Genomic DNA, 15422 nt, shown 5'->3' with positions numbered 1-15422 from the left:
CCTAGCCTTATGAACAATTACAATATCAACAAAGGCATCGGAAGAACGGTAGAATTTAAAGGATTGAAAGCGCAATACCTTTTCATCTTCGCTGGCGGACTACTCGGTACGCTAATCTTCGTAATGATACTGTATATGGCAGGCGTAAACTCTTACATCTGCCTATTCCTCGGAGCAGGCGGTGCATCGCTCATTGTATGGCAGACCTTTTCACTCAACAGGAAGTACGGTGAACACGGGCTGATGAAAATTGCAGCTAATAAACGGCATCCCCGCTACATCATCTGCCGCAAGCCTGTACACCGCTATTTAAAATTCACACCTAAACAGAATGCCGTATGAGAAATGTAGCAAAGACCACCACACTGGAAAACAAATTTCCGTTGTTGGCAGTAGAGAACAACTGCATCCTTTCCAAAGATGCGGACATTACCGCCTGCTTTGAAGTGCGCCTGCCGGAACTGTTCACGGTAGCTTCTGCGGAATATGAAGTGATACATTCCGCCTGGCACAAAGCGATTAAAACCCTGCCTGATTTTACGGTCATTCACAAACAGGATTGGTACATCAAGGAAAGCTATGCGCCCGATCTGTCAATAGAAGACCAAAGTTTTTTATCAAAGTCTTATCAACGCCATTTCAATGAGCGACCGTTCCTGAACCATTATTGTTACCTGTTCTTGACGAAGACCACTAAGGAAAGAATGCGGATGCAAAGCAACTTCAGTTCGCTTTGCAAAGGCAAACTGATACCAAAGGAAATCAGGAACAAGGAAACGATACATCGCTTTATGGAGGCGGTCGCCCAATTTGAGCGTATCGTGAACGATAGCGGTTTTGTAAGCCTGAAATGCCTGACCGAAGATGAAATCATCGGTACGGAAGATACACAGGGATTACTGGAGCAGTACCTCACGCTATCGAGGGGAGTCGGAACACCAATGCAGGACATCGCACTTGGAAACGAAGAAGTACGCATTGGCAACAAAAGGTTAAGCCTGCACACCTTGTCAGACACAGACGACCTGCCCGGAACCGTATCGGCAGATACCCGTTTTGAAAAGCTATCCACCGACCGTAGCGACTGCCGTTTGTCATTCGCCGCACCCGTGGGTTTGCTGTTGAGCTGCAACCACATCTACAACCAGTATTTGTTTTTGGATAACAGTGAAGACAACCTGCAAAAGTTTGAGAAATCTGCCCGTAATATGCACTCACTGGCAAGGTACAGCCGTGCCAACCAAATCAACAAAGAGTGGATAGAAAAGTACCTGAACGAAGCGCGCAGCTTCGGGCTGTCTTCTATACGTGCGCACTTCAACATTATGGCGTGGTCGGAAGACCTTTCGGAACTCAAACAGCTAAAGAACGATTGCGGTAGTGCGTTGGCACTGATGGAGTGTAAACCCCGGCACAACACTGCGGATGTGGCTACCTTGTACTGGGCAGGAATGCCGGGCAATGCAGGCGACTTTCCCAGTGAGGAAAGTTTTTACACGTTCATTGAGCCTGCGCTGTGCTTCTTTACGGAAGAAACCAACTACCACAATTCGCCCTCGCCGTTCGGTATCAAGATGGCTGACCGCCTGACCGGAAAACCTATCCATCTGGATATTTCCGACCTGCCTATGAAGCGGGGTATCATCACGAACCGGAACAAGTTCATATTAGGGCCATCAGGCAGTGGTAAATCGTTCTTCACAAACCATATGGTACGGCAGTATTACGAGCAGGGCGCACACGTGCTGTTGGTAGATACGGGTAACTCTTATCAGGGCTTATGCGAACTCATCAAAGGAAAGACCAAAGGCGAAGACGGCGTTTACTTCACTTACACCGAAGACAACCCGATTGCCTTTAATCCTTTCTATACTGATGACGGCGTCTTTGATATTGAGAAAAGGGAAAGTATCAAGACTTTGATACTGACTTTATGGAAACGTGATGATGAACCGCCAACCCGTTCTGAAGAAGTTGCCCTTTCCAATGCGGTAAGCGGTTATATCGAGCGTATCAAGCACCAAGATGTTTATCCCTCATTCAACGGTTTTTATGAGTATGTAAAGAGCGATTACCGCAAGGTATTGGAGGAAAAGCAGGTAAGGGAAAAAGACTTTGACATTGCCAACTTTCTGAACGTACTCGAACCCTATTACAAGGGTGGCGAATACGATTACCTGCTGAACTCAAACAAGCAGTTAGACCTGCTTTCCAAACGCTTTATCGTGTTTGAAATTGATGCGATTAAAGACCACAAAATCCTCTTTCCCATAGTCACGATTATCATTATGGAGGTGTTCATCAACAAGATGCGCCGATTGAAAGGTATTCGCAAGCTCATCCTAATTGAAGAAGCCTGGAAAGCGATTGCCAAAGAGGGAATGGCGGAATACATCAAGTACCTGTTTAAAACCGTCCGCAAATTTTTCGGCGAAGCGATTGTCGTAACGCAAGAGGTCGATGATATTATCCAGTCGCCCATTGTGAAAGAAAGTATCATCAACAACTCCGACTGCAAAATCCTGCTTGACCAACGCAAGTATATGAACAAGTTTGATGACATACAGGCGATGTTGGGGCTTACTGACAAAGAGAAAGGGCAGGTACTTTCCATCAATATGAACAACGATGCAAGCCGCCTTTACAAAGAGGTTTGGATTGGCTTAGGTGGTACGCACTCGGCAGTCTATGCCACCGAAGTTAGTTTGGAGGAATACCTCGCTTACACGACCGAAGAAACTGAGAAAATGGAAGTGATGCAGCTTGCTGCTGAACTGGACGGCAATGTGGAACTCGCCATTAAGCATATCGCAATGCAAAGGCGGGACAATTCAAATCAATAGTCATTAACAATTTAAAAATTCAGAAACAATGAAAAAAGTATTGTATCTGGTGTGTACGGCACTTATGCTTGCCGTAGCACCGTCAGCAAAAGCCCAGTGGGTTGTAACCGACCCCGCTAATTTGGCTTCGGGCATTATCAACTCTGCAAACGAAATCGTGCAGACTTCTTCCACCGTGAGTAACGTGATAAAAAACTTTAACGAAGTGAAAAAAGTGTATGACCAGGGCAAGGAATACTACGACAAGCTGAAAGCCATCAACAACCTTGTGAAAGATGCCCGCAAGGTGCAGCAAACGGTTTTGTTGGTGGGCGATGTTTCCGAAATGTATGTGCAAAATTTCGGTAAGATGATGAACGACCCAAATTTCACACCGCAGGAACTGACCGCTATCGGCAACGGTTATTCGGCACTGCTCAATGAAAGTACTGAACTGCTGAAAGAATTGAAGCAGATTATAACCTCATCAAGCCTTTCGCTAAATGACAAAGAGCGTATGGATGTGATTGACCGTGTGTACAAAGAGGTTAAGGATTACCACAGTCTTGTACGCTACTACACCAACAAGAACATTTCTGTAAGCTACCTAAGAGCGAAAAAGAAAAACGATGCCCAAAGAGTGCTTGAACTCTACGGAACTGCTAACCAAAAATACTGGTAAACTATGGAATGGGATAATCTTCACGAACTCCTGCGGTCGCTTTATCATGATATGATGCCGCTTGCAGGCGATATGGCGGCAGTCGCTAAAGGTTTGGCGGGATTGGGAGCATTGTTCTATGTGGCATTAAAGGTTTGGCAGGCTTTAAGCCGTGCCGAACCTATTGATATGTTCCCTTTGCTGCGCCCGTTCGCTTTGGGGCTTTGTATTATGTTCTTCCCGACCATCGTATTGGGAACCATCAATGCGGTACTAAGCCCGGTGGTGGTAGGAACCCACCAAATACTCGAAGACCAGGTGCTTGACCTGAACAAGCTGCAACAGCAGAAAGACAAGTTGGAATACGAGGCAATGGTAAGGAACCCCGAAACCGCCTATATGGTATCAGACGAAGAGTTTGATAAGAAACTGGACGAACTGGGTTGGTCGCCCTCCGACATTGGCACGATGGCGGGTATGTATATGGACAGGCAAGCCTACAAGATAGAGAAAGCCATAAAGGATTGGTTTCGCAATCTACTGGAAATACTCTTTCAGGCGGCAGCATTGGTCATTGATACCATACGGACGTTTTTCCTGATAGTCCTCTCCATACTCGGACCAATAGCCTTTGCTATTTCCGTATGGGATGGCTTTCAGTCCACGCTCACGCAATGGCTCACGAGGTACGTCAGCGTTTACCTGTGGCTTCCCGTTTCGGATTTGTTCAGCTCAATGTTGGCAAGAATACAATCCCTCATTTTAGAACGGGATATAGCAATGCTTGCCGACCCCACCTATATACCTGATACGAGCAATACCGTGTACATCATCTTTATGATTATCGGCATCATCGGGTACTTCACTATCCCGACAGTAACAGGTTGGGTAATCCAAGCCGGAGGCGCAGGAAACTTTACCCGCAATGTAAACTCTACAGCAATGAAAGCCGGAAACATCGCCGGAGCAGGTGCAGGCTCAACAGTTGGAAACATCGGCGGTAAACTGATGAATAAATAAACATTAATCATTCTAAAAAATGGAATTTAAAACGCTAAGAAATATCGAAAACAGCTTTAGGCAGATAAGATTATATGCCATTGTGTTTGCGGTTCTCTGCATTAGCGTGGTAGGTTACGCCGTATGGCGTTCCTACCGCTTTGCAGAAGAACAACGCCAAAAAATCTATGTACTGGATAACGGCAAATCCCTGATGCTTGCCTTGTCGCAGGATGCGAGCATCAACCGCCCGGTTGAAGCAAGGGAACACGTCAGGAGATTTCACGAACTGTTCTTTACGCTTGCGCCCGACAAGAACGCTATTGAAAGCAATATGAGCAGGGCATTTAACCTTGCCGATAAAAGTGCTTTTGATTACTACAAAGACTTGTCGGAAAAGGGCTATTACAGCCGTATCATTTCGGGGAACGTGCAGCAACGCATTGAGGTGGATAGTGTCGTGTGCAATTTCGACAACTACCCGTATGCAGTGCGCACCTATGCCAAACAATTTATTATCCGGTCAAGCAATGTAACCAGACGTAACCTGATTACTACCTGCTATCTCGTCAACTCCGTTCGTTCCGACAACAATCCGCAGGGCTTCAATATTGAAAAATTTGCAGTCGTGGAAAATAAGGATATAGAGGTTATCGAACGCTAAAAAACAATCTTATGGAAGCATTATCAGATTTAAGCACGTTCACAAAAATCCTTACCGATAAAGGATACAACGGATATTTCCATACGCAAGGTGCGTATGCCGGAAAGCTGAAAGACAGCATCAGCGAATACCTCGAAAGCTGCCAAAAAGGTGCAGACACTTTGCCAAAGCAGGATTTACTGCTGACAGGCTACCTGCAATGGTCGGGCGATGACAAGCCCCGTGTAGAATGCAATATGTGGGTAAAGTACCTGAATGGCAAATTCTCATTGAGCCGTATGGAAGTAACCAAGAAAGACGGCTTTGGGCAACTGCTCAAAAAATCGGAACTGGCAAACTTGTCCGTAATGTCCGCACCTAAATTAACGGAAGCGGTCGCACTGGTCAACGATGCGCCAAAGCAACAGGCGGGTAAAAGTCCTAAGCGTTTCAAGCTGTAACACAGAAATAGTAAGGCTATGAAAAAATTAAGAGCAAATATGGACAGGTACTTTGACAAGCTAGATGAGCGTTGGCGGGCATTGCCTTTACGCAAACAGCATAAATATACGCTGTACTTCTTTGTGGGTTACCTGCTGCTTACTGTAGCGGTTGTTGGCAAAGTGCTGTACGACACTTCAAAGCCTGGTAATGATATGGTCATTGAGCATATCGAGAACCCTGTTCTAAAAAGTAAAAATCCTGCAAGGTTGCAGGATAGTGTATCAACAATTTTAAAAAATCAGATTTATGAAAGAAAATGAAAAAAGGGTCAGCTTTCTCGTTGAGGGGGAAGATCCAAACGCAGCATCAAATCTGCCGGATAATAAGAAGAGTAATAAGGATAAGCTCAAAAAACCAATCATATTCCTTTTGATGGGCGTGGTATTTCTCGGCTGTATGTACCTCATCTTTAAACCGTCGAAAGATAAAAAGGCGGTTGAAAATATTGGGCTGAACGATGCCGTGCCGCAGGCTACCGGAGCAGGAATGCCCGACGATAAAAGCAAAGCGTATGAGCAGGAAATGCTCGAACGCAAAGAACAGGAAAAGCGTAATGCACTGACCACGCTTTCTGACTATTGGAATACTGAAGACAGTGCATCTGCTGACAATGAAGAAAGTTTACCTGAAGAAGATGAAGAAAGCAACGGATTTGGCGGTGGTGGCAGAAATTCGGGACGAAACGGTAATTCTGCATTGAACAGCTACCGTAATGCACGAAGCACACTGGGTTCATTTTATAATAATGACAATGTCGAAACAATAGAACTCCGTAAGCAAGTGGACGAACTTAAAGCAAAGTTGTCGGAAAAAGATGTGCCACCTGTGGCCACCGTTGACGACCAACTCAAACTAATGGAGAAATCCTATGAAATGGCTGCAAAGTATCTTCCGCAAAATGCCAATACCGGAAACGCTGCTCCTGCCAACGGTGCAACTACTGGGGCTGCGGGTGCTAACCAAAAAGAGCAATTTGTATCGTTCACACCAACAAGAAAGAACATTGTATCAGCCTTGTACCGTGAACCGTCGGACAGTGCCTTTGCAGCCGATTGGAGCCAAACAAAAAACAGGGGATTTTATACCGCAGGTTCTACTGAAGAGGTGGTACAGCCCAAAAACAGTATCAAAGCCTGTGTACACGAAGCCCAAACGGTAGTTGGCGAAACAGGTGTGCGTTTACGCTTGTTAGAGCCTGCCAAAACCCCGCAACGTACCATCCCCAAAGGAACGATTGTAACGGCTAACGCTAAATTTCAGAATGGCAGGCTGCAATTAAAAGTTACCTCCGTAGAACTGGAGGGCAATATCATCCCGGTAGATATTACCATTTACGATTTGGACGGACAGCAAGGCTTGTACGTTCCGTATTCGCCGGAAATGAACGCCCTTACCGAAATGGCGGGCAATATGAGCCAGACCGGGGGAACAAGCGTAATGCTCACGCAGAATGCCGGACAGCAGGTAGCGGCTGACCTTAGCCGTGGCGTAGTACAGGGTATTTCGGGCTATTTCGCCAAGAAAGTGAGAACGCCAAAGGTTATGCTGAAAGCGGGTTATCAGGTCTTCCTTGTATCTAAAAAATAATGTTGAACTCAAATAAATAAAACAATGAAACCTGTTCCGGGCAACGGAACACGCTTCATTACCATTAAAAATTAAATATTAAAGACAATGAAAAATCGTTTAAAAATATTCTGGGCTATTGCCCTGATACTCGGCTTTGCCGTAACAACTTATGCACAGGATAGTGCCACTGCAAAAGCACCGCTTGCATTGGGCAAGATAGAACCGTACCGTATGGAAGTTACCTACGATAAAACGTCGCACCTGATTTTCCCGACCGCCATTCGTTACGTGGATTTGGGCAGCGAATACCTGATTGCAGGTAAGGCTGAAGATGCGGAAAACGTATTGCGTGTAAAAGCATCGGTAAGGAACTTTGAGCCGGAAACTAATTTTTCAGTTATCACGAATGACGGGCGTTTTTACAGCTTCAACGTGTATTACAGTTCCTACCCGGAGGCATTGAGCTACGACCTGCTCACAATGCAAAAAGCGGTGGATAAAGCCAACGGAAACGATGTGCTTTTTGAGGAACTGGGCAACAATTCGCCCTCACTGGCAGACTTGTTACTGAAAACCATTTACAAGAAAGACAAGCGCATTGTAAAGCATATCGGGGCTAAGAGCTTCGGCATTCAGTTTATCCTGAGAGGGATTTACATACACAACGGCAAATACTATTTCCATACCGAATTGAGAAACCGTACCAATGTGCCTTTCGAGATTGATTTTATCAATTTCAAAGTGGTGGATAAGAAAGTAGCCAAACGTACCGTAGTCCAGGAACGCCCTTTAACGCCTTTAAGAACATACAAGCCATTGGACGGTATTGCCGGAAAATCGACCGAACAAAACGTGTTCCTGTTGGACCAGTTTACCATTGCCGATGACAAGGTGTTGTTGATTGAGATTTTCGAGAAGAACGGCGGCAGGCATCAAACATTGCAGGTAGAAAATTCCGATTTAATCAAAGCCCGTTTGATTGACGATATGCACCTGAAATTTTAATAACCCTTTAAAGCAAGAATATGAAAAAGTATATCTATACCGTGCTGCTTGTCCTGATAGGCATCACGGCTGCACAGGCGCAAAGGATGCTGCCAAAGCAGAAAGGATTGGAAATAAGTGCAGGTGTATTGTTCGATGATAAGATTGGCAATGATTACTACATCAGCGCAGCAATGACCTTAAACGGTAAGAACGGCAACTATCAGCTTTGGACATTGGGATATACCCACCAGTACCACGACTACAAAGACCTCCGCATACCGCAGGAAACCTATTCCGCAGAGGGCGGTTACAGCTTCTTCTTGTTGGGCGATGCCCGTAAGAACATCACGCTGAATTTCGCCGTAACGGGTGTGGTCGGTTACGAAACCATTAACCGGGGCGAAGCGATGCTGTACGACGGTGCAAAGATATTGAGCGAAGATAATTTTATCTACGGAGCAGGCGGTCGCCTCACTTTTGAAACGTACCTGTCCGACCGTTTTGTATTAGTCCTGCAAGGGCGTACAAAAGTCCTTTGGGGTACGGATTTACAACAGTTCCGACCGTCGGCAGGTGTGGGATTAAGGTTTAACTTTTAAAACGTAAAAACGATGATAGCAATATTCAATAAATTCAGAACGGGGCTACTGCCACTATATGTATTCCTGACAATCCTCACAGCTTCGGTTACGTTGGTATCTTGCAGCAAAGATGATGACCTCGAAATACAGAATAATTTTCCTTTCGAGGTGAGTGTAATGCCAGTGCCTGAAGCTATTGCCAATGGGCAGACCGTAGAAATACGCATTACCATACAGCGTACAGGAAATTATAGCAATACGCAGTATTTCCTCCGTTACTTTCAATTTGACGGGCAGGGAACGTTGCAATACTACAATGAACCGCCGTATCATCCCAATGACCTGTACCAGCTACCAACGGAGCAGTTTCGTCTATACTACACTTCAACGTCTTCCGTATCGCAATCGTTTGATGTTTGGATTTCGGACAGCTTCGGGAATGAAAAGCAAGTGAGCTTCCAGTTTAACAGCAGCGATTAAGAGCAGTATTTCAATTCATTAAAAATGGCTTATCCGATGGGTAAGCCGTTTCCGCATTAAGTACAAATCGTTTACAGGCTGAAAAAATATTTTTCTTAAATTCAAATAGTGGAAATAAAGTGTTTTTGTTATGGTCGCATCACTAGTTATAGGTATCATATTTTTGGTTGCAGGCTTGGGACTTCGTTATTGGATTAACCGGAGAAAGTTTTACAGGCGTAGCCCTATGGGAGCAGAAGGCTTCTCCTCTTATGAAAGTTCGGTTTTCATTAAATTAATTGAAAAGATTGGTAAATGGCTAGCTTACGCCTTGATTATATTTGGGCTATTGTCGTTGTGGGTTTATTCTCGTGAGAAAAAGGAAAAACAACAGCCTGAAGTAACAACCGAACAACCTGCCCAACGCAGATAATTATTACAGCATAAATTTAAAAGCAAATCGGATAACCTTTTGGGCTATCCGATTTTTTATGACTACAAATCCGTACAAATAAAAGAAGAGAGCCTTAACGGCAAATATATTTCATCTGGGCTATGTTTTATATAATCTTCTTTAACATCATCCCACATAAAGCCTGGTCTAACAAGCGTGAAGTCATTTATTTTATTTACTGATTGAACATAGCTGTAACCCCACGGAGATTTGTAAATAATTTGACCTTGAACTGCAAGTGTATCGAAGTTTTTTTCTGCAAGTTGCTTCATAACTTTTTTAAATGCTGGACAAACTTTGTAATAAAACACCATCAGATTTTGTTCAAGTCCTTTGGTTCGCTGTTTTAGGTCAGAAATTCTAAGATTGATTTTAGTTTGCAAATCATCAAAATTATTTTCAAAATCATCAATATTTTTCCACCCTAAATAATGAAGCGTGTTTAGAAGCATTGAAAAAAAGTAATGCATCTCGCCATCTTTCCAATAATTGTTTATCAGGCAAACAATCGTGTTTACAAGTGCATCGGCTTTTAATTCCTCAACTTTCTTTTTTGTATAATCAAATTCGTATTCTTTAAAGCCTGTTCTTGCCAACATTAAAAAATCGCCTATTAAGTTCAAACAACAACCTTTCACATTATTGTTGTCATAATTGTTACTAAACGGAAGATAGCTAAAGAAATGTTGCTTGTCTTGCTCGTCGTATTTTTCTGTCTTGCCTCCATATTCAAGCATTAGCTCAAGCGTTATCAAATATTTGGTTAAGTCTGTTAATGTGGGTTTATAGTTTTGAGGTCTATTGCTACCATAAAGAAGCTCTTGCTGATTATAATACAGATTATCAAAATAGCTTGTCAATTTTCTTTTTTCAGATTTTAGCAACGCAAAAGAAAGATTGCGAACTGTTTTCACTTCGTTTTCCTCATTTCCATCAATGTTACCTAAATTTTCTTCCTGTTCATCAATGCTAATATCAATCTGTCTGTTTGTGGATAGAGATTTGGAGTGAATGAATTTTAAAACATCTAAAACCCGAAGCGAAAGAGAAGAAAGCAAAAGACTTTTCTCATACGCAGAATGCTCAATTGGTTTGTAAGAAGAAAGGTCATACAGCTTTTCGGGCTCGTTGTTTCCGTCTCTTTTTGCATCTGTAGTTTTACGGCTATTCAGAATACTTGCACTTTCTTCGTTTTCCGTTTCATCAATTATCGCATAATGCAACAAGTCGAGAACTTTGCTTAGTTCTCCATTTTGGATTTCGCTGTAAATCCTTTCTATGTCTTCAGTTTTAGGATTTGGATGGGTTTTGGCAAGAAGAAAATAATCAGACACCAAAAGTTTGTTTGATACAAATTCATCCTCTATATTAGCCAATTGAACGTACTGAAAACTACCTAATTCTGCATTGAGTTTTACTTTTAGTTCTTGCTCAAACTTCGAGAATGTTTGGGAATGAAAATATCGGTTCTCTTTATCAAAAAGCATAAATTTAAACGGTTCTGAGAAATTGCCATTTAAGTGAATTGTAAGCTCATCATAAATCAATTCTGCGCTAAGAAGTTGAACCTGAAATTTATTATTCTTGATTATCGTTTCATAAATGGATTTATGAGCTGTAGAAGTAAAATCTGAAAGTTGTTTTTTGTTGCCAACTTTCAATTTTATGCCTAATTTATTAAGCAAGCCACCTTTTTCAGATTGTATAAGAAGTGAAACTTCTGCATTTGCATTTTTTCCTGCTAATGCCAAGCCCTCCGGTGTTATATTGGCACTTCCGAAAAGGCAAAATTCTTTTCCATCTTTTGTTTTAAAATGGATAATCTTTCCGTGAAGTTTAGAGTTTGAATTATCAGATTTCGAATATTGAACTCTACTGATACCAGCATTGCACCAGTCGTAAAATGAAAATGTTTTACTCAAATCCATTGCCGATGGAATAAAACCACTTTCTTCTAAAACAACATTAATATCTGCTTTTGGGAAAAGATTTTTCAGCTCTTGCAGTACCTTTCCTTTGCTATCATAAAATGGAGAAATGGTAGTAATTTCAACAATTTTTTCGTTGCTAATATGTTTTAATAGCTCATTCCAAATCGAAGAGGCTTCGGAATTGAATAAAAAAGCAACTTTCTCTTTTTGTGAAGTATTTAAAAATTCAAACGGTTTTACTGCTGGTAATTCATTAAGCCATTTTGAATGTTCAATTATCCACCTTGTGGTCTTTTCATTCATCTGACCTTTAACTGTTGATGAAAGCATCGATAAATAATTCCAAGCAGATGAAAATATTGGGGCGTTCTCGGTCGAACGAATATCAAAATGATATGCTCCCCAAATTTCATCGTTGTTTCCATTTCCCGAATTGGTAAGATTTCCCGAACCAACAATTAACAAACCCTCCTTATCGCCAAATAGCATCCAAATTTTTGGATGAAATACTGATTTTTGAAAAACAGGATAAAGTGAATAACCGGCAGTAAGTTGCATTTCTTCGCCAGTGGCTTGGCTCATCAACTCTGAATAATAGTAGCCGTCAATAAAAACATTAATGTTTCTCACACCACACGAACGCAACCATTTCATTGCTTTCATTTCAAAGTAGTAAAAGTCAAAGCTGAAAGTGGTAAGAATACAAGAATGATATCTTCTGCTTCCAATTAAAGTCAAAATATTTTCTCTTTCTAATGCCATTAGTCAACCAAAAGTTTTGTGTGAAGCGGAGACAAAACCTTTTCCTCATCGATTACCTGCAAATCAAACATTATGTTTTGCAAAGCATTCATTCTCGGCGATGTATTTCTTGGTGGAAATATATCTATAAAACGGATGTATTGTTCTTCTATAAAAAATTTATGCGTGGATTGTGAGCCATTACCCATTTTTCTAAGTGCAACCATTGTGTGTCTGTAAATTATTTTGCGTAAAATAAATTGTTCAACAAAATCTTTAAGTGTTTCTTTCTCTGCTTTATGAACTGTAAGGATTCCATCAACCATATTTCCATCTCTTTCTGTTCTCTTTCTACTCATAAATTCTTTCAAAGGATGCAATTGTTCTCTATTATTTTTGAATAGCTGAAGTAAAAGGATGAAACCGTATTTACCAGCAAGAATTGGGTCTTTGGTTTGGTCGATTGCTTTTTTCGTTTCCTCTTCGTCGTTTGTTTCTGGAATAACGGACAGAATTTCTGCAACCAATGATGTTGGCTGTAATGTTTGGTTAAAATCCTTACAAATTTCTTTGGTGATACTAGCCGAAAACTTCCCGACAAAAGACGGCAAATATTGGTCTTGCTGAAAATCGTAAAGATGTTGTAGTACTGCCCAAAATATTGTTCCGCAACTGTATTGCCAATATTCATTGAGTTGATAGCAATACCAACCCATATTGGTTTCTGTTTCGGGTTGAGTGCTTGAACCTAATTTTTTATGATAGCTTTCGAGCAAAAATTTATACCAATTATAGTCATTATCGTTTTGAACCGCTGTTTTTATTAGCGATAAAATGGTTTCTCTTCTATGAAAAGTCACCAATTCTTCAACTTCTTGGCTTGGCTCATCTTTGTCAAGGAGCATTTCCATATACAATTGCCATTCACTGCTTTCAGTTTCTATAGTCTCAATCGCAAAATATTTGATTAGTTCTGGAATATCCGATTGGTAAAGCTTTCCTTTTTTTATGTTGTTGTAGAACAGTTCTTTTATTTCAGCGGATAATGACATTTCAAAAGCGTCAGCCAATTGTTTTCCTGAAACTTTTTGTCTTGGATGTGGTTGGCTGATATTGTAAACAACATCGCCAAAATCATTAACCGCAGTAATAATCAATGAAAGAGCTTGCATAGCCCCGTAATAATATTGTCCGAAAGCACCTGACGGATATTTCCAATACACATTTTTGTCGGTACCGTCTTTATCAGCTCCCTCGGCTAAATCAAAATAATTTTCTTCAACTGTACTGAGAAGGTTTGATGCGAAGTTACTACCAGTAATTTGCTGAACTCCCTTCCGCTGGCTTTGCATTATGATGGCAATCATCAACTCAGCCCTACGAATAAATCGGTATTGTTCTTTTGAATTTCCTTGTTTCTCCGTTTTAAAGTAAAAATCTAACAACCAACAATAAAAACCGTAGTAACGCAGCCGATTAGTCAAGTTAGAAATTCCGGGCAACATCGTTGCATAAGTTGCCTCTGACGTTGTCTGAAGCCCTAATGGGTCAAGTCCTGTAATTAAATTTATTGACGCTCCCCAAAACGGATAGTTTGATTTGCCTTTTTGTAAAACTGCCATTTAAAAATTCATATTGATTTATTATTAACCTATATTTTTCAAATTTACAAAATAAACTATGCTGAAATTTATCGCGGAGCCAAACACTACCTTTCAGAGCCAAAGCCTGCAACATTTTCTAACGCTGTCATAAGCGTTTATAAATTCGACTTCCATAGCAAAATTGAGCAAACAATGGAAGTAATCGCAATACAAAAATCCGCATTGGACGGAATGAAGAATGAACTGAAAGCACTTTTGGAACTGACCGAAAATGCTACGCAGAAATATACGCCCATCTTCAACGAAGAGCAATGGCTCGATAACCAGGAAGTGTGCCTGATGATGAATATTACCAAGCGGACTTTGCAGACGTATAAGGACAAAGGTTTATTACCATACTCCCGACTGAACCGAAAAAATTATTATAAACGCTCGGATGTACAGGCTTTGCTCAAAGCCGGTCAGCCGTACAACACTATATAGAATGGATCTATTTACGAATGACAACGAAGAAATCATTGCCTATCAGGAGATGATAACTAAGCTAAGAAGTCGTATCGAAGATATATTGGAAAACTATCGTCCTGTAATGAACGGCGAAATATACCTTTCGGGCGAAGATGTGTGCAAGCTGCTCCATGTCAGCAAACGGACTTTACAGCAATATCGTGATGATAGCATACTGCCGTACGTACAAATAGCCGGTAAGATTATTTATAAGGAAAGCGATATTCTGACCATACTGGAGCGAAATTACGTTTCCGCTAAACCAAAATGATTGCAACCTTTTTTTGCCATACATGCTGTCGAAAAGGAACGAGTTTAGTATCTTTACCATCGAAAATATAGAAATACTTAAAGTGTTTTTGCTTTAAGTCCCACATTGAAAACTGGTAATTTTTAGACAACGGGACAGATAAGTAGGAACGCTCACGCTATAGGCGTGGGCGCTCGCTTATTCGTTGTCGGGTATACCAGTACCTCAATGTGCGGTAAGTGTAGTTGCCTGCGCTTTCTTTTTGTGCAGGGCTACATCAACACAAAAAAGGTATAATATGGAAACTGGTACTGCACAAAAAACAATCTCCCTGTCTTTTATTAATGATAAAAGCCCGATAACCGATAGCATCTGTAAAGATCTCGCTGCATCCGAAATGAAAGTCCTATGTCGGTCAGAAAATATTGAGGATGGACTATCTCACTTGTCTTCATTGAATAAACTTCCCAAAATCTGTATTATTGATTTGGATTTTTACGACCAAAATGTGCTGGTGCAGCTTCACAAATTAAAAACAGAATATCCTACAATAAAACTGATTGCCCATAGTGATATAGATGATGAGAAAGTTGGGAAATCTCTTTTGGATATTGGTTTTTCAAGTTATCTGCTATTTGGTAGTGATGTGGATGATTTTAAAAGAGTAATTGAAACCGCTATGAATGAGGCTAGATAGGACGTTAAATCAT

17 protein-coding genes are annotated in these 15422 nt (G+C 41.4%); 15 read left to right on the top strand and 2 right to left on the bottom strand.

Annotation, left to right across the window (positions count from 1 at the left end; all coding sequences use genetic code 11):
* Nucleotides 1-9 precede the first annotated feature (9 nt).
* From GJJ64_RS05985 to GJJ64_RS05930, 12 genes are all read left to right on the top strand, one after another.
* Entirely contained in the window at nt 10-342 is a 333-nt protein-coding gene (locus GJJ64_RS05985; RefSeq protein WP_055134009.1) for a DUF4133 domain-containing protein, read from the top strand.
* Nucleotides 339-2843 carry a TraG family conjugative transposon ATPase gene (locus tag GJJ64_RS05980; protein ID WP_154286790.1) on the top strand — a complete coding sequence of 835 codons (2505 nt, stop codon included), beginning with the start codon at nt 339-341 and terminating at the stop codon, nt 2841-2843. Before GJJ64_RS05985 ends, GJJ64_RS05980 begins: the two co-directional genes overlap by 4 nt.
* Nucleotides 2844-2871: 28 nt before the next feature.
* The gene (locus tag GJJ64_RS05975) at nt 2872-3504 is read left to right on the top strand and encodes a DUF4141 domain-containing protein (protein ID WP_034735094.1); all 633 of its coding nucleotides are present in this window, start codon (nt 2872-2874) and stop codon (nt 3502-3504) included.
* Between the two features lie 3 nt (nt 3505-3507).
* Nucleotides 3508-4503: a conjugative transposon protein TraJ gene (traJ, locus tag GJJ64_RS05970; RefSeq protein WP_154286789.1), complete on the top strand. Its 996-nt coding sequence runs from the start codon at nt 3508-3510 to the stop codon at nt 4501-4503.
* Between the two features lie 19 nt (nt 4504-4522).
* A complete protein-coding gene (traK, locus tag GJJ64_RS05965; protein WP_089874077.1) occupies nt 4523-5146 on the top strand; it encodes a conjugative transposon protein TraK in 624 nt (207 codons plus the stop codon).
* Between the two features lie 11 nt (nt 5147-5157).
* The gene (locus GJJ64_RS05960) at nt 5158-5586 is read left to right on the top strand and encodes a hypothetical protein (RefSeq protein ID WP_154286788.1); all 429 of its coding nucleotides are present in this window, start codon (nt 5158-5160) and stop codon (nt 5584-5586) included.
* A gap of 18 nt (nt 5587-5604) precedes the next feature.
* Nucleotides 5605-5889: a nitrogen regulatory IIA protein gene (locus tag GJJ64_RS05955; RefSeq protein WP_154286787.1), complete on the top strand. Its 285-nt coding sequence runs from the start codon at nt 5605-5607 to the stop codon at nt 5887-5889.
* A complete protein-coding gene (gene traM / locus GJJ64_RS05950; protein WP_154286786.1) occupies nt 5876-7216 on the top strand; it encodes a conjugative transposon protein TraM in 1341 nt (446 codons plus the stop codon). The genes GJJ64_RS05955 and traM overlap by 14 nt, the downstream gene beginning before the upstream one ends.
* 87 nt (nt 7217-7303) lie before the next feature.
* On the top strand, nt 7304-8203 hold the full coding sequence (traN, locus tag GJJ64_RS05945) for a conjugative transposon protein TraN (RefSeq protein ID WP_154286785.1): 900 nt from the start codon (nt 7304-7306) through the stop codon (nt 8201-8203).
* A gap of 20 nt (nt 8204-8223) precedes the next feature.
* The gene (locus GJJ64_RS05940) at nt 8224-8784 is read left to right on the top strand and encodes a conjugal transfer protein TraO (RefSeq protein ID WP_154286784.1); all 561 of its coding nucleotides are present in this window, start codon (nt 8224-8226) and stop codon (nt 8782-8784) included.
* A 12-nt stretch (nt 8785-8796) separates the two neighbouring features.
* On the top strand, nt 8797-9246 hold the full coding sequence (locus tag GJJ64_RS05935; protein WP_154286783.1) for a DUF3872 domain-containing protein: 450 nt from the start codon (nt 8797-8799) through the stop codon (nt 9244-9246).
* A 226-nt stretch (nt 9247-9472) separates the two neighbouring features.
* A complete protein-coding gene (locus tag GJJ64_RS05930) occupies nt 9473-9658 on the top strand; it encodes a hypothetical protein (RefSeq protein ID WP_449421283.1) in 186 nt (61 codons plus the stop codon).
* A gap of 62 nt (nt 9659-9720) precedes the next feature.
* On the opposite strand, the gene GJJ64_RS05925 is transcribed toward GJJ64_RS05930, so the two are convergent.
* Nucleotides 9721-12372: a phospholipase D-like domain-containing protein gene (locus GJJ64_RS05925; protein ID WP_154286781.1), complete on the bottom strand. Its 2652-nt coding sequence runs from the start codon at nt 12370-12372 to the stop codon at nt 9721-9723.
* The gene (locus tag GJJ64_RS05920) at nt 12372-13973 is read right to left on the bottom strand and encodes a hypothetical protein (RefSeq protein ID WP_154286780.1); all 1602 of its coding nucleotides are present in this window, start codon (nt 13971-13973) and stop codon (nt 12372-12374) included. The genes GJJ64_RS05925 and GJJ64_RS05920 overlap by 1 nt, the downstream gene beginning before the upstream one ends.
* A 174-nt stretch (nt 13974-14147) precedes the next feature.
* On the opposite strand from GJJ64_RS05920, the gene GJJ64_RS05915 reads away from it, so the two are divergent.
* The 3 genes from GJJ64_RS05915 (at nt 14148) to GJJ64_RS05905 (ending at nt 15409) form a co-directional block, all read left to right on the top strand.
* The gene (locus tag GJJ64_RS05915; protein ID WP_154286779.1) at nt 14148-14438 is read left to right on the top strand and encodes a helix-turn-helix domain-containing protein; all 291 of its coding nucleotides are present in this window, start codon (nt 14148-14150) and stop codon (nt 14436-14438) included.
* Nucleotide 14439: 1 nt separating this feature from the next.
* A complete protein-coding gene (locus GJJ64_RS05910) occupies nt 14440-14733 on the top strand; it encodes a helix-turn-helix domain-containing protein (protein WP_154286778.1) in 294 nt (97 codons plus the stop codon).
* 277 nt (nt 14734-15010) lie between these two features.
* A complete protein-coding gene (locus GJJ64_RS05905; RefSeq protein WP_154286777.1) occupies nt 15011-15409 on the top strand; it encodes a response regulator transcription factor in 399 nt (132 codons plus the stop codon).
* Nucleotides 15410-15422 lie beyond the last annotated feature (13 nt).

This window comes from Pedobacter puniceum (genome assembly GCF_009674685.1).
Lineage (GTDB): Bacteria > Bacteroidota > Bacteroidia > Sphingobacteriales > Sphingobacteriaceae > Pseudopedobacter > Pseudopedobacter puniceum.
The sequence above is the reverse complement of the archived record's forward strand: the minus strand, read 5'-3'. Positions and strand labels throughout refer to the sequence as shown.

Excerpts from the sequence above, each read along its gene's own strand:
- GJJ64_RS05985 (WP_055134009.1), top strand. The coding sequence starts at position 10 with ATGAACAATTACAATATCAACAAAGGCATCGGAAGAACGGTAGAATTT.
- GJJ64_RS05980 (WP_154286790.1), top strand. The coding sequence starts at position 339 with ATGAGAAATGTAGCAAAGACCACCACACTGGAAAACAAATTTCCGTTG.
- GJJ64_RS05975 (WP_034735094.1), top strand. The coding sequence starts at position 2,872 with ATGAAAAAAGTATTGTATCTGGTGTGTACGGCACTTATGCTTGCCGTA.
- traJ (WP_154286789.1), top strand. The coding sequence starts at position 3,508 with ATGGAATGGGATAATCTTCACGAACTCCTGCGGTCGCTTTATCATGAT.
- traK (WP_089874077.1), top strand. The coding sequence starts at position 4,523 with ATGGAATTTAAAACGCTAAGAAATATCGAAAACAGCTTTAGGCAGATA.
- GJJ64_RS05960 (WP_154286788.1), top strand. The coding sequence starts at position 5,158 with ATGGAAGCATTATCAGATTTAAGCACGTTCACAAAAATCCTTACCGAT.
- GJJ64_RS05955 (WP_154286787.1), top strand. The coding sequence starts at position 5,605 with ATGAAAAAATTAAGAGCAAATATGGACAGGTACTTTGACAAGCTAGAT.
- traM (WP_154286786.1), top strand. The coding sequence starts at position 5,876 with ATGAAAGAAAATGAAAAAAGGGTCAGCTTTCTCGTTGAGGGGGAAGAT.
- traN (WP_154286785.1), top strand. The coding sequence starts at position 7,304 with ATGAAAAATCGTTTAAAAATATTCTGGGCTATTGCCCTGATACTCGGC.
- GJJ64_RS05940 (WP_154286784.1), top strand. The coding sequence starts at position 8,224 with ATGAAAAAGTATATCTATACCGTGCTGCTTGTCCTGATAGGCATCACG.
- GJJ64_RS05935 (WP_154286783.1), top strand. The coding sequence starts at position 8,797 with ATGATAGCAATATTCAATAAATTCAGAACGGGGCTACTGCCACTATAT.
- GJJ64_RS05930 (WP_449421283.1), top strand. The coding sequence starts at position 9,473 with ATGGGAGCAGAAGGCTTCTCCTCTTATGAAAGTTCGGTTTTCATTAAA.
- GJJ64_RS05925 (WP_154286781.1), bottom strand. The coding sequence starts at position 12,372 with ATGGCATTAGAAAGAGAAAATATTTTGACTTTAATTGGAAGCAGAAGA.
- GJJ64_RS05920 (WP_154286780.1), bottom strand. The coding sequence starts at position 13,973 with ATGGCAGTTTTACAAAAAGGCAAATCAAACTATCCGTTTTGGGGAGCG.
- GJJ64_RS05915 (WP_154286779.1), top strand. The coding sequence starts at position 14,148 with ATGGAAGTAATCGCAATACAAAAATCCGCATTGGACGGAATGAAGAAT.
- GJJ64_RS05910 (WP_154286778.1), top strand. The coding sequence starts at position 14,440 with ATGGATCTATTTACGAATGACAACGAAGAAATCATTGCCTATCAGGAG.
- GJJ64_RS05905 (WP_154286777.1), top strand. The coding sequence starts at position 15,011 with ATGGAAACTGGTACTGCACAAAAAACAATCTCCCTGTCTTTTATTAAT.